This window comes from Streptomyces sp. NBC_01591 (assembly GCF_035918155.1).
GTDB lineage: Bacteria > Actinomycetota > Actinomycetes > Streptomycetales > Streptomycetaceae > Streptomyces.
The window spans coordinates 1,328,069-1,341,265 of sequence record NZ_CP109327.1 but is presented as its reverse complement, the minus strand read 5'-3'; the positions used below and the strand labels follow the sequence as shown (position 1 = coordinate 1,341,265).

The 13,197-nt window shown below is 69.8% G+C and carries 11 protein-coding genes; 2 read left to right on the top strand and 9 right to left on the bottom strand.

What is annotated here, in order from left to right; all coding sequences use genetic code 11:
* Positions 1 to 3: 3 nt before the first annotated feature.
* The 4 genes from OG978_RS06335 to OG978_RS06320 are packed head-to-tail and all read right to left on the bottom strand — an operon-like array spanning position 4 to position 6,057.
* On the bottom strand, positions 4 to 879 hold the full coding sequence (locus OG978_RS06335) for a carbohydrate ABC transporter permease (RefSeq protein ID WP_326764236.1): 876 nt from the start codon (positions 877 to 879) through the stop codon (positions 4 to 6).
* The gene (locus OG978_RS06330) at positions 876 to 1,838 is read right to left on the bottom strand and encodes a carbohydrate ABC transporter permease (RefSeq protein WP_326764235.1); all 963 of its coding nucleotides are present in this window, start codon (positions 1,836 to 1,838) and stop codon (positions 876 to 878) included. The genes OG978_RS06335 and OG978_RS06330 overlap by 4 nt, the downstream gene beginning before the upstream one ends.
* Positions 1,835 to 3,142 (bottom strand): extracellular solute-binding protein, encoded by a 1,308-nt coding sequence (locus tag OG978_RS06325; protein WP_326764234.1) that lies wholly within the window; start codon positions 3,140 to 3,142, stop codon positions 1,835 to 1,837. The genes OG978_RS06330 and OG978_RS06325 overlap by 4 nt, the downstream gene beginning before the upstream one ends.
* Positions 3,139 to 6,057: an alpha-L-rhamnosidase gene (locus tag OG978_RS06320; RefSeq protein ID WP_326764233.1), complete on the bottom strand. Its 2,919-nt coding sequence runs from the start codon at positions 6,055 to 6,057 to the stop codon at positions 3,139 to 3,141. The genes OG978_RS06325 and OG978_RS06320 overlap by 4 nt, the downstream gene beginning before the upstream one ends.
* 360 nt (positions 6,058 to 6,417) lie before the next feature.
* Here OG978_RS06320 and OG978_RS06315 point away from each other — a divergent pair, with 360 nt between their 5' ends.
* Positions 6,418 to 7,971, top strand: a complete 1,554-nt coding sequence (locus OG978_RS06315) for an alkaline phosphatase D family protein (protein ID WP_326764232.1) — start codon at positions 6,418 to 6,420, stop codon at positions 7,969 to 7,971.
* Between the two features lie 94 nt (positions 7,972 to 8,065).
* Here the strand turns inward: OG978_RS06315 and OG978_RS06310 are convergent, their stop codons facing one another.
* The 5 genes from OG978_RS06310 to OG978_RS06290 all read right to left on the bottom strand — a co-directional run bounded on the left by OG978_RS06310 (position 8,066) and on the right by OG978_RS06290 (position 12,537).
* Positions 8,066 to 8,224, bottom strand: a complete 159-nt coding sequence (locus OG978_RS06310; protein WP_326764231.1) for a hypothetical protein — start codon at positions 8,222 to 8,224, stop codon at positions 8,066 to 8,068.
* A gap of 66 nt (positions 8,225 to 8,290) precedes the next feature.
* Positions 8,291 to 9,241: a cytochrome c oxidase assembly protein gene (locus OG978_RS06305; protein ID WP_326764230.1), complete on the bottom strand. Its 951-nt coding sequence runs from the start codon at positions 9,239 to 9,241 to the stop codon at positions 8,291 to 8,293.
* Positions 9,242 to 9,352: 111 nt separating this feature from the next.
* Positions 9,353 to 10,381: a 6-phosphofructokinase gene (locus tag OG978_RS06300; protein WP_326764229.1), complete on the bottom strand. Its 1,029-nt coding sequence runs from the start codon at positions 10,379 to 10,381 to the stop codon at positions 9,353 to 9,355.
* Positions 10,382 to 10,538: 157 nt separating this feature from the next.
* Entirely contained in the window at positions 10,539 to 11,264 is a 726-nt protein-coding gene (locus OG978_RS06295; protein ID WP_326764228.1) for a type 1 glutamine amidotransferase, read from the bottom strand.
* Between the two features lie 34 nt (positions 11,265 to 11,298).
* Entirely contained in the window at positions 11,299 to 12,537 is a 1,239-nt protein-coding gene (locus OG978_RS06290; RefSeq protein WP_072486330.1) for a Mur ligase family protein, read from the bottom strand.
* A gap of 114 nt (positions 12,538 to 12,651) precedes the next feature.
* Between OG978_RS06290 and def the strand changes: the two genes are divergently transcribed.
* Positions 12,652 to 13,197, top strand: a complete 546-nt coding sequence (gene def, locus OG978_RS06285; RefSeq protein WP_326764227.1) for a peptide deformylase — start codon at positions 12,652 to 12,654, stop codon at positions 13,195 to 13,197.

Genomic DNA, 13,197 nt, shown 5'->3' with positions numbered 1-13,197 from the left:
TCCTCAGCCCTTGAGGCCGCCCGCGAAGCCCTTGATCACATAGCGCTGGAGGACCACGAAGACGACCAGGATCGGCAGCGCGGCGAGCACCAGTCCGGCGAAGACGAGCCCGTAGTCCGAGACGTACTGGCCGACGAACGCGAAGATGCCCACCGGCACGGTCTCCTTGTCGGAACCGCCCAGGTACAGCAGCGGAGTGAAGAAGTCGTTCCAGATGAACACCGCGTTCAGGATGATCACGGTGCCGGTGATGGGGCGCAGCAGGGGGAAGACGATCCTGGCGAACGCCTGCCGGTGGTTGCAGCCGTCGATCAGCGCGGCCTGCGCGTAGTCCTGCGGCAGCGCACGGATGAAGCCGGTGTACAGGAAGACGGTGAACGGCAGTTGGATGCCGGTGTAGAAGAGCACCATGCCCTGGTACGTGCCGAGCCAGCCGAGGTCGTCCACGAGTTTGTAGAGCGGGATCATGCCGAGCTGGAACGGCAGCACGATGCCCAGCAGGAACACGATGTACAGCCCGTAGCCGAGGCCGCGTCCGCGCCGCGCGAGGTAGTAGGCCCCTGTGGAACCGAGCACGATGAGCAGCAGCAGACTGACGACGGTGATGACCGTGCTGTTGAGCAGGGCGGGCCCCAGTGACGCGGAGGACCAGGCGTTGCCGAAGTTGCCGACGGTGGGCGGTGAGGGCAGCGAGAGGGGCGATTCGGAGATCTGCCGGGGGTCCTTCATCGCCAGGGTGATCAGGGCATACACCGGGAACAGGAAGACGACGGCGACGGCGATCATGACCAGTTCGAGGGCGTACTGCCCGTACCGCGGTCTGCGGCCCCCGCGGCCGGGTTTCCGGTTTGCCGCTCCGCGGGCCGTTGCGATGCTCACGCGGTGACCTCCCTCGCACGCAGATAACGGAGCTGGACCAGGGAGACCGCGGCGACGAACAGCGCGAGGACCAGGGCCACGGCGGTGCTGTAGCCGAACTTCCCGTAGACGAACGCCTCCTTGTACAGGACGGTCGACAGCGTCTCGCTGGAGGTGCCGGGTCCGCCGTTCGTGGCGGCGTACACCTGGTCGAAGAGTTTGAGACCACCGATGGTCGACAGCATCAGGTTGATCGTCAGCGCCGGGGCCAGCAGCGGCCAGGTGACATAGCGGAAGCGCTGCCAGGACCCCGCCCCGTCGATCCTCGCGGCCTCGTGCAGTTCGGCCGGCACACCCTGGAGTCCGGCCAGGAAGACGACCATCGAGTAGCCCGCGTACTGCCACACGACCATCGCCGCGACGGACCACAGGGCGAGCGAGGGATCGCCGAGCCAGTCCTGACGCAGCCCGCCGAGCCCGACCGCGCCGAGCAGGCCGTTGAGACCGGCGCCGTTCTCGGGGTTGTAGACGTACTTCCACAGGATCGCGACCATGACGGGGCTGACCACGGCCGGTGCGAAGAAGATCAGCCGCAGTACCGCGCGGGACTTGATGTTGGTGTGGACACCGAGCGCGAGCAGCAGGCCGATGCCGTTCTGGACGACGACCACGGCGATGGTCAGGAGCAGGGTGTTGCTGACGGACTCCAGGGCCCGGCCGTCGTCGAGCAGGGTGCGGAAATTGTCCACCCCGGTGAAGGAGAAGCCGCCGATGCCGGACCAGTCGGTGAAGGCGTACATCACCCCGGCGAGGCTCGGGTAGAGCACGACGATGCCGTAGACGACGAGAGCCGGGACGACGAAGAGCCAGGGCGGGACGGTGTGGTCGCGGTGCCGGACCGGGCGGCCCCGACCGGTCCGCGGACCGCCCTCGGCCTGGCGGACCACGTCGGGGACGGTCTTCTCGGGGGTACTCGTCACGACTTCTTCCCGTAGGCGTCGTCCATCTGTCCCAGTGCGCCGTCGACGTCCGTCTTGCCGGCCAGCAGGTTCTGCACGGCGGCGAAGTGGGCTGGCTGCACCTCGGCGTTGGGCCAGCTCTGGTCCATGAAGGGGACGGCCCGGTTGTCGTCGATGATGGGCAGGAAGCCGTCGAGGACCGGGTCGATCTTCGTCGAGGCGTTGCGCTTGAACGGGATCGCGGCCACGGACTGCGCCCAGCGGTCGACGTTCTCCTGCTTCCCGAGGAATTCGACGAACGCCTTCGCCCCGGCCGACTGCTTGGACCGCGCGGAGATCCCGAGCCCGACGACGATGCCCGCCGGGATCCACAGATTCGCGGCGTCATCCCCGCCGGGGAAGGGGAACATGCCGAGGTCCTCCGGAGTCCGGGCGGCCTGGCGGAAGTTGGCGAGCACGGCGGAGACCTGGACGGCCATCGCCGCCCTGCCACTGGCGACCATAGAGGTCTGCTGCTCGTACGTCGTTCCGTTGGGGTTCTCGTTGAAGAATCCCCGGCGCTGCAGCTCCTGGTACTTGCCCATCGCGTCGGCCCACCCGGAGCCGCGGAAATGCGCCTTGCCGGAAGCCATCTCGGCGTCGAAGCCGGGATTCTTCGCATAGACGGCGTTGGGGACCAGCGCGTAGGTGATCAGCTGGGTGACCCACGCCGTCTGCGTGCCGAGCGCGATCGGAATGATGCCCTTGGCCTTCAACTTCGCACAGACATCGAGGAGTTCGCTCCACGTCCGGGGCGGCTCCACCCCTGCCTTGGCGAAGGCCTTCTTGTTGTAGATGGCGCCGATGGCGCTGCTTCCCGCCGAATACAGATACGTCTTGCCCTCGTGCCGGTACGCGGGGTGGAAGTTCGCCGGGACTTCCTTGGTCCAGGCCTGTTCGCTGAGGTCGGCGAGCAGCCCGGCCCTGGCCAGCTCGACCATGGACATGGCGCTGCCGCTGCCGGGATAGAGCACATGCACATCGGGGGCGTTCCCGCCGGCCAGCTGGGTGCGCACCACCGTCTGCACCTGGTCCGTGGGCGCGAAGGAGGTGGCGAACGCGTCGTCGGGGTGGGACTTGCGGTAGAGGGCGACGAGCTCCTCTATCGGCTTCTGCTGGTCGGCGACGCCGACGACGCGCAGCTTGCCGGAACCGCCGCCGGAATCGGAGCAGGCCGTCAGCACGGGCGGCAGGGCGGCGAGCGCCGCGACCCCGCCGCCGATCCGGAGAAATCCCCGGCGGCCGACCGTACTCCGGTCCGGCCGGAAGCGAGAACCCGTCGTCATGGTGTGACCTCCTCGTGCGAACGGGCGGACGATGGTTTCGCCGCCGGTCCTGATGTGCGTCGGCTCGGGGTGAGCGACGGCCGCGGCCGGTCCGCCTCGGGCGTCCTCGCAGGGCCGCCCACCGGGGGATGGGTCGCGGTGAAGCGGTAGGCGCCCGAGGACACGCGGTAGAGCACGTGGTCGGAGGCGGTCGAGATCAGCGTGATGTGGCGGTCGTCGGGGCTCGGCGCCACGCCCGATTCGCGGACCGAGCCGGGGTCCGTGGTGGGCACGTACACATCGGCGGTGGCGCCGGGCGGCACCAGGACGCGCAGGGCGATCCGGCCGTCGTGCCGCTCCCAGGTCACCTTGACGGTGCCGCGGACGGACTCGTGGCGGGCGCTCGCGTGGCGCAGGCCGCCGGGGCGGGGCCGGATCCGCAGCTGCCGGTATCCGGTGGAGTCCGGCGCCTGGTCCAGGCCGGCGACACCACGGTAGAGCCATTCGCCGATCGAGCCGAGCGCGTAGTGGTTGAAGGAGTTCATCGACGGTGCCCGGAATCCCGTGCCGGGGGTCCAGCCGTCCCATCGTTCCCAGATCGTGGTGGCGCCGTGCCGCAGCGGAAACCGCCACGAAGGCACCTCGTCGCGGAGCAGGAGCGCATGGGCGAGGTCGGCCCGTCCGTGGGCATCGAGTACGGGCGCGGCGAGCGCCACCCCGAGGAACCCGGTCAGCAGGGCGGGGCCGGCCGACTCGATGAGTCCGGCGAGACGGCGGGCGGCGGCTTCGGTGAGCCCGGCGGGCAGCAATTCGAAGGCGAGCGCCAGGAGATACCCGGTCTGGGTGTCACCCGCGACGCGAACGGAAAGGCCGTCTGCGGCAGCCTCGGAGGTGACGAAGCGCTCGGTGAACGTGCGGCGGATGTCGTCCGCCAGCCGGTGGTAGCGCTGCCCGACGTCCTTCTGCCCCAGGACCTCGGCGGCCTCGGCGGTGAGACGGGCGCTCTGCGCGAAGTACGCGGTGGCGACGACCTCACGCGGGGTGGGGGTGCCCGGGGCGAGCCAGTCGGCGAAGTGCGGGCCCACCCGATGGCGCCAGACCAGATCAGGATTGTGACGGTGAATCAGGTCGACCCAGGTGCACATGCCCTCCAGGGCCCGGGCGAGGAACCGCGGGTCGTCGTAGACGCGGTACAGGTGCCACGGGATGATCACCCCCGCGTCCGCCCAGCCGGGCGCGCCCTCGTCGGCGACTCCCGCCAGGCGCGGAGCGACATTGGTGAAGCCGCCGTCGGGGGTGCGGGCGTCATCGATGTCGCGCAGCCACTTGGTGAAGAACGCGGCGACATCCGCGTTGAGCGCGGCCGTGGGGAGGAAGACCTGCGCGTCGGCCAGCCAGCCGAGCCGCTCGTCGCGCTGCGGACAGTCCGTGGGCACACTGACGAAGTTCGAGCGCTGCCCCCATGCCGCGCAGTCGTGGAGCTGTCTCAGCTCGGCGTCCGAACAGTCGAACTCCCCGGTCCACGGCGTGTCGCTGTGCAGCGCCACGGCGACGACATCGGACTCGGTGAGCTCGGGGACGCCGCTGATCTCCGCATACCGGAACCCGTGATACGTGAAGCGCGGCTCGAACACGATGTGCTCGCGCCCGTCCCCGACGAGCACATCGGTCGCGGCGGCGGTGCGCAGATTGGCCGTGTACAGCCGCCGCGACTCGTCCAGCACCTCGGCGTGACGGACCATCACCCGTGTCCCGGCCGCGAGCCGGCGGACACTCAGCCGCACGCGCCCGGCGAGGTTCTGGCCGAAGTCGACGATGTGGGTACCGGGGGAGACGCGCTCGACCGAGCACGGGCGCAGTTCGGTCATCGCCCGCACGGGCTCGTCGACGGAAGCCACCAGCAGACGGTGATCGGTGTCCGTGATCAGGGCCGGGGACCAGCCGGAGTCGTCGAAACCGGGAAGCTCCCAGCCGTCGGCGGCGTGCCGGAGGTCATGGCACTCGCCCATCAGCAGATCCGAGCGACGGATGACCCCCGTGCCGGTGCGCCAGGTGTCATCGGTGACGACCGCGGAGCTGAGGCCGTCCGCCCCGGTCAGGTGGAGCTCGGCCAGGAACTGGGGGGACGAGCCGTAGTGGGCTCCGGCCCTGCGCGGTTCGAAGCCGACGAACCCGCTCCACCAGCCATCGGCGACGGTGGCCGCGAGGACGTTCTCGCCGTCCCGCAGCAACGCGGTGACGTCGTACGTCTGGTACTGGACGCGGCGGTGGTAGTCGGTCCAGCCGGGCGCGAGTTCGGCGTCGCCGACCCGTTCGCCGTTGAGCCGGACCTCGTACAGGCCGCGCGCGCTGACATGGAGCCGGGCATGGGTGCCGGCCGATGCGGCGAAGGTCCGGCGCATCACGGGGCACGGGGCGAGCCCGTGGTCGTCGAGAGCGAACTCGCCCTCGGTGGGCGCGTCCATGACGTCGACCGGACGCGGGTCGTGGGTGATCCACGAGGCCCGCCATTCACCGGTGCGGATGAAGGCGGTCTCGAACCACGACGTGGCCTCGGCGGGCGTGTCCGTGCCGGCGGGCCACACGGAGACCCGCCAGTGGTAGCGCGCACGGCCCCGGAGAGCCGGTCCCGCGTAGTCGACGGCCGTCGCACCGGGATCGGGCACCCGGCCGGTGTCCCAGAGGATTCGCCCTTCCCCGTCCAGATCCTCGGCACGTGCGGCGACACGGACCCGGTACGCCACCGGGTCGTCGCCACGACGGTCGGAGGCCAGCCGCCAGGAGAGCCGGGGCGCGGGTTCGTCGATGCCCAGCGGGGTGGTGCGGTGCTCGCATCGCAGGGCGTACGGCCGTAGCTTTTGGGCCTCATGACGGCTCGTCACTGTCACTTCGGCGGGGCGGCGGGCGGGTCCACCCGCTGCCGGAGAACCGGACACGAGCACGTCCTTCCGTCGCACCGAATTTCCCGATGTGAAATCTAACGTTAATTCTGTGGCGTGGAGACTATGAGTCGCTCTGGGGGGTGTCAAGGGTGTTGCCGACCTGTCCTCGATCGCTCGGGAGAATGGTCGATGTCTGCCCAACTAACCGCCTGTGAACGGCAATGTGACCACTTGCGGGTGGTCTTGTGGCGTGTGTTTCCCCTGTGATATCCACGCTGTGATTACCACATGGACGGGCGTGAAATCACGTGCCGATCCCACCTCGTACCGGACGGAATTCCGTTCGACGAAGGGACGAGTTTCATGCAAATGAACAGTGGGTCAGGTGGTACCGGAGCGTTCGGAAGACGGGTGATGCTCGGCGGGACGGTCGGAATGGCCCTGGCCGCGTCCGGCCTGTCGGCGGGCAGGGCCTGGGGTGACACGCCCTTCCACGAGGACCCGTTCACCCTGGGCGTCGCGTCCGGCGATCCGTGGCCGGACGGGGTCGTACTGTGGACCCGTCTCGCGCCCCAGCCCCTCGCGCCCGACGGAAGCGGAGGCATGCCGCCGTACGCCGTCGACGTCCAGTGGGAGGTCGCCCGGGACGATCGCTTCCGTTCCGTCGTGCGCCGGGGACGGACCCGCGCGGTGCCCGAACTCGCCCACTCCGTCCACGTCGAGGTCTCCGGACTTCAGCCGGACCGGCACTACTACTACCGCTTCCGCGCCGGCGGCGCGCACAGCCCCGTCGGCCGTACCCGCACCGCGCCCCCGCCGCACAGCCGGCCCAGGAAACTGGACTTCGCCTTCGTCTCCTGCCAGGCGTGGTTCGAGGGCTTCTACACCGCCTACCGGCACCTCGCCGAGGAGGACGTCGATCTGGTCCTGCACCTCGGCGACTACATTTACGAGAACGCCATCGACGCCATGGGCGGCGTACGCAACGTCCCCGTCGCCGCCGAGCTGCGTCCCGAGCCGATGAACCTCGTCCAGTACCGCAACCGCCACGCCCTCCACCGCTTCGACCCCGACCTCATCGCCGCCCACCAGGCCCACCCCTTCGCCCTCGTCTGGGACGACCACGAGGTCGAGGACAACTGGGCGCGCGACAAATCCAAGACCGACACCGAACCCGACCAGGACCCGGCGGTCTTCCGCGAGCGCGCGGCGGCCGCGTTCCAGGCGTACTACGAGCATCTGCCGCTGCGGCTGCCGAACAAGCCGAACGGCTTCGAGGCCCGGATGTACCGCCGTCTGCGCTATGGGCGGATGGCCACCTTCCACATCCTCGACACCCGGCTCTTCCGCGACGACCAGCCCTGCGGCGACGGCATCAAGAGCGGCTGCGACGAACGACTGGCGCCCGGCCGCACCATCCTCGGCCCCGAACAGGAACAGTGGCTGCACCGCGGCCTCGGACGTTCCGACACGACCTGGAACATGATCTCCCAGCAGATCCCCGTGGCCCAGGTCGACACCGACCCCGGCCCCGGCCAGGCATTCGTGATGGACTTCTGGGACGGCTACGTGGACGCCCGCCAACGGCTGTTCAAGGAGATAACCCAGCGCAACGTGAACAACCCCGTCGTCCTCACCGGCGACATGCACCGCCACCTCGCCGCCGACCTCAAGCAGAACTTCGACGACCCGGAGTCACCCACGCTCGGCGTCGAATTCGTCGGATCGTCCATCTCCACCACCAAGGACGGGATGGACCTGGACCCCTCCGGCGCCAAGCTGCTCGCGGCCAACGAGCACATCAAGTTCACCAACTTCCAGCGCGGCTACGTACGCTGCTCGCTGACCCGGGAGAGCTGCCGCGCCGATTTCAAGGTGCTCCCGTACGTCACCACCCCCGGCGCACCCGTCTCGACCCGGACCTCCTACGTGACCGAGGCCGGCCGACCGGGACTCCAGCAGGCCTGAGAGCACGAGGGGGAGGCGGTGCCCCGGAAAGGGGGCGCCGCCCGTGTGGGGCATCGGAAGGCCTTGCCGCCGGACCCGGCCCCGCCCCCCGGGGTCAGGATTCGCGCGTCGCCGCCATCCCCAGGGTGATCAGGCCGAGCACCACCCAGCCGAACCAGAGCCAGCCGCTGCTTCCCAGCGCCACCGTGTAAGCGGTGACCACGACCAGGGCCGCCAGCGTGAGCACTCCCATGGCCTTCGTGGATCCGGACATGCCCGCACCCTCCTCATCGGCCGGACGGCCGTGGATGCCATCGTCACCCCTGAGGCACGCCCACCGCTACTGCCCGCGCGCCTGCAAAGAGGCGAGATAGGCGTTGTACGCCTGCAACTCCTGGTCACCGTCCCGGTCGGCCGCGCGGTCGGAGCGCTTCGCCGTCCGCTGCTCGGAGCGGTACCACTGGAAGACCAGCGCGATCAGCACCAGCACCGACGGGATCTCGCTGAAGGCCCAGGCGATACCGCCCGCCCAGCCCTGATCGCTCAGCGCGTCGATACCCAGCGAGGCCGGCGGATTCTTGTACGTCCCCACCATCGGCGTGGTCGCCATCATCAGCGCGATGCCGAAGAACGCGTGGAACGGCATCCCGGCGAACAGTTCCAGCATCCGCATCACATAGCCGGGCCGGTGCGGCCCCGGGTCGATGCCCATGATCGGCCAGAAGAACACCAGGCCGACCGCGAGGAAGTGCACCATCATCGCGATGTGACCGGTCTTCGAGCCCATCAGGAAGTCGAAGAGCGGGGTGAAGTACAGCCCGTACAGGCTGGCGATGAAGATCGGGATCGTGAAGGCCGGATGCGTGATGATCTTCATGTACCGGCTGTGCAGCAGCTTGAGCAGCAGCTCGCGCGGACCGGTGCGGCCACGGCCCGCGACCGGCAGCGCACGCAGCGCCAGGGTCACCGGAGCACCCAGCAGCAGGAGGATCGGCGACAGCATGCTGATCACCATGTGCTGCACCATGTGCACGCTGAACATGACCATGCCGTAGTCGTTGAGCTTGGTGCACATCACCAGGGCGATGCTCAGCACGCCGACGACGAAGAACACGATCCGGCCGACCGGCCAGCTGTCCCCACGTCTGCGCAGCCGCAGCACGGCGTACGCGTACAGGCCGATGCCGAGAAGGCAGCCGATGAGGAAGAACGGGTCCGCGGAGAATTGGAGCCCGCGTCCCAGCGTGAACGGCGGCAGATCCATGTTCATGCCGTGCCCGCTGTGATCCATCTGTTCACTCCTGCTGGGGGCATCCCCGTTTCGTGCCGGTTGTCCCGACCAGAGTAGAACTGCCCCCGACCGCAGCTGCGGCCGGGGGCAGTCCGTCGGACAGAATGTCGCTCAGAGCACGCACTCCGCCTCGGCGTACCGCTCGGCCGGGACGGTCTTCAGCGTCTCCACGGCCTCGCCCAGCGGCACCATCACGATGTCCGTGCCGCGCAGCGCCGTCAGCATGCCGAATTCGCCGCGGTGCGCGGCCTCCACCGCGTGCCAGCCGAAGCGGGTGGCGAGCACCCGGTCGTACGCGGTCGGCGTGCCGCCGCGCTGCACATGACCGAGGATCACCGGGCGGGCCTCCTTGCCGAGGCGCCGCTCCAGCTCGCCGGAGAGCTGTGTGGCCATGCCGGCGAACCGCTCGTGCCCGTAGATGTCCTTGGTGCCCTGCTCGATCTGCATGGACGTGCCCTCGCGAGGCTTGGCGCCCTCGGCGACGACGACGATCGCGAACTTCTTGCCGGCCGAGAAACGCGCGCCGACCACCTCGGTCAGCTCGTCGATGTCGAACGGTCGCTCCGGCACGACGATGGCGTGCGCACCGGCCGCCATGCCCGAGTGCAGGGCGATCCAGCCGGTGTGGCGGCCCATGACCTCGACGATCAGCACCCGCTGGTGCGATTCGGCGGTCGTCTTGAGCCGGTCGAGCGCCTCGGTCGCGACACCGACGGCGGTGTCGAAGCCGAAGGTCACATCCGTGGAGGCGATGTCGTTGTCTATGGTCTTCGGCACGCCGACGATCGGCAGACCCGCCTCGGAGAGCAGGTTGGCCGCCTTCAGCGTGCCCTCTCCGCCGATCGGGATGATCGCGTCGATACCGAGATCGGAGACATGGCCCCTGGCCTGCTCCACGCCGCCCCGCAGATGGGCGGGCTGGACCCGGGAGGAGCCGAGGATCGTACCGCCCCGGGCGAGGATGCCGCCGACCGCGTCGAGATCGAGCTTGCGGTAGTCGCACTCGAGGAGGCCCTTCCACCCGTCGTGGAAGCCGATGACCTCGTCGCCGTGGTCGACCACCGCGCGGTGCACGACGGAACGGATGACGGCGTTGAGGCCGGGGCAGTCGCCGCCGGAGGTGAGCACACCAATTCGCATTGCCCGGGAAACCTTTGCAACGTGGGCCGACGACCGGACCACGTCGTCCGGTTGGATCCCCGCCACCCTACCGGCGCAGGGTGGCGGGACCGAACCGGGCGTCCGCCTGCTGGACTCCGCTCAGACGAGCTGAACAGGCCTCATCAGGCAGGTTGCGTCAGGCCGGCTGCGTGGCCGACGCGATGCGCTCGGCGCGCAGTGCCTCGTACCAGCGGTCGTCCGTCGGCGGCAGGGCGTTCACATCGAGGGCCAGCTTCAGCAGCAGGTCCGCGATCTGCGGGTTGCGCGCCATGACGGGGCCGTGCATGTACGTACCGAAGACGGTGTCGTTGTACGCCCCCTCGGTGCCGTCGCCGGTGCCGTTGCCGCGGCCGAACTGCACCCGGGCGAACGGTCGTGCCGTCGGGCCGAGATGGGTGACGCCCTGGTGGTTCTCGAACCCGGTCAGCGGCGGCAGGCCGAGGCGCGGGTCGATGTCGGCCAGTACGTCACCCACGCAGCGGGCACCCTCGCCACGGGTGGAGACCACGTCGAGCAGCCCGAGACCGGGCTCGCGCTCACCGAGGTCGTTGATGAACTCGTGGCCGAGGATCTGGTAGCCGGCGCAGACCGAGAAGATGATCGCGCCGTTCGACGCGGCCCGGCTGAGCCCGCCGTCGCGGCGCAGCCGCTCCGCGGCGAGACGCTGAGGCCGGTCCTCACCGCCGCCGATCAGATAGATGTCGCCGGACGTCGGGATCGGCTGGTCGCTGCGCACGTCGACGCGCTGCACGTCGAGACCGCGCTGCCGGGCCCGGCGCTCCACCACCAGCGCGTTGCCCTGGTCGCCGTAGGTGCTGAGGAGGTCGGGGTAGACCCAGACCAGACGCAGACCGTTGCTCATGCTTCGTCCTCTCCGGAGGTGGCCGGGGCCGGGGTCAGTTGCCGACACGACGGCGCAGATCCTGGAAGGCGGTGTAGTTGGCGATGACCTCGATACGGCCGGGTGGGGCCTGCTGCACGGCCTCGTCGAGGTTCTCGCAGACCCGGAAGTCGAGACCGGCCACTTCGAGACGGACGGCCAGGTCCAGCTTGCGGTCGCCGAGCACGAAGATCGGGTGACCGGCGAGCTGGGTGTAGTCCACGTCCCACAGCCAGGAGGTGTCCGTGCCGTCCGCGCCGCGGGCGTTGACGGAGAGGATCACCGGCGTGGGCGGCGGGTCGATCAGGGAAAACGTTTCGAGCCAGCCCGCCGGGTTCTTCGCGAGCAGCAGCCGCAGCTCACGGCCGAGGAAGGAGACCACGTCGTAGCGGCCCGCGACGGCCTGCACCTGGTACATGCGCTCCAGCGCGACCTGCGGCGGCACACCGAAGACGGCGGCCACGGCGGCGGAGCTGGTGGCGTTGGCCTTGTTGGCGCGGCCGGGCAACTGGAGGTGGATCGGCCACGCCGAACCGTGCGGGTCCAGGACGTAGTCGCCGTGCAGGACCCAGCTGGGAGCGGGCCGGCGGAATCCGCACTCGCCGCAGAACCAGTCGTCGCCGGGGCGCTGCATCACACCGCCACAGGCGGGGCAGGACCAGGCGTCGTCCTTCCACGCCTGTCCCGCCGCGACCCACACCACATTGGGGGAGGAGGACGCCGCCCAGACGATCAGCGGGTCGTCGGCGTTGGCGACGATCACGGCCTTCGAGCCGGACAGCCCCTCGCGCCACTTCTCCGCCAGCATGCGGGTCTCCGCCGCGCGGTCCAGCTGGTCGCGGGAGAGGTTGAGCAGCGCGATCACCTTGGGCGTCGTGTCGCGCGCGACCCCGGCCAGGTACTTCTCGTCGACCTCGATCACGCCGTACTGCGCGTCCGAGCCGCCGGCCAGCGCGGAGGTGATGCCCGCCGGCATGTTGGCGCCGAGCGCGTTCGACACGACCGGGCCCGCGGCCCGCAGTGCCTCGGCGATCAGCCGGGTGGTCGTCGTCTTGCCGTTCGTCGCCGACACGAGGATCACGTCCAGGTGCTGCGCCAGCCGCCCCAGCAGGTCGGGGTCGAGCTTGAGCGCCACCCGGCCGCCGATCACCGATCCGCTGCCGCGCCCTGCGGCGCGTGACACCGCCGCCGCGGCCTTGCCCGCCGTCACGGCCAGCTTGGCCCGCGGCGACAGCGGCTCCGTGTTGCCTGCCATCGTCCTAGATCCTCCTTGCATCGGTCCACGCCCAGCCTATCGATGTCCGGCGCGGCGACCGCACCCTGGCACCGCCGGGAAGGTGGAGGTCACGTGGAACGTACGATTGCGGCCATGCGAAACCGCCCGATCCCCGGCAGTTCCGGACTGATTCGTGCCATGAGCCTGCTCGGTGATCCGGTGCTGCACGGGACCTGTGAACCCGTCACCGACTTCGGTCCCCCGCTCGCCCGTCTCGTCGAGGACATGTTCGCCACCATGTACGCGGCCGAGGGCGTCGGCCTCGCGGCCAACCAGATCGGCGTTCCACTGCGGGTGTTCGTCTACGACTGCCCGGACGACGACGACATCCGTCACCTCGGGCATCTCGTCAACCCCAGGCTCGTCGAGGCCGACGGCATCACCGTACGCGGCCCGGAGGGCTGTCTGTCGCTGCCCGGCCTCGAAGCGGGCACCCCGCGCTTCGACCGGGCCGTCGTCGAGGGCTTCACGGTCGACGGCGAGCCGGTCCGGGTCACCGGCACCGGCTTCTTCGCGCGTTGCCTCCAGCACGAGTGCGACCATCTCGAAGGCGCGGTCTACACGGACCGGTTGACCGGGTTGCGTCGCAGGAGGGCGCTGCGCGCGGCCCGCCGGGCGCCCTGGGCGCGCACCGGCTGA

Bases quoted from the DNA above. Each gene is read 5' to 3' on its own strand.
- OG978_RS06325 (WP_326764234.1), bottom strand. From the start codon at position 3,142: ATGACGACGGGTTCTCGCTTCCGGCCGGACCGGAGTACGGTCGGCCGC.
- OG978_RS06315 (WP_326764232.1), top strand. From the start codon at position 6,418: ATGCTCGGCGGGACGGTCGGAATGGCCCTGGCCGCGTCCGGCCTGTCG.
- OG978_RS06310 (WP_326764231.1), bottom strand. From the start codon at position 8,224: ATGTCCGGATCCACGAAGGCCATGGGAGTGCTCACGCTGGCGGCCCTG.
- OG978_RS06305 (WP_326764230.1), bottom strand. From the start codon at position 9,241: ATGGATCACAGCGGGCACGGCATGAACATGGATCTGCCGCCGTTCACG.
- OG978_RS06300 (WP_326764229.1), bottom strand. From the start codon at position 10,381: ATGCGAATTGGTGTGCTCACCTCCGGCGGCGACTGCCCCGGCCTCAAC.
- OG978_RS06295 (WP_326764228.1), bottom strand. From the start codon at position 11,264: ATGAGCAACGGTCTGCGTCTGGTCTGGGTCTACCCCGACCTCCTCAGC.
- OG978_RS06290 (WP_072486330.1), bottom strand. From the start codon at position 12,537: ATGGCAGGCAACACGGAGCCGCTGTCGCCGCGGGCCAAGCTGGCCGTG.
- def (WP_326764227.1), top strand. From the start codon at position 12,652: ATGCGAAACCGCCCGATCCCCGGCAGTTCCGGACTGATTCGTGCCATG.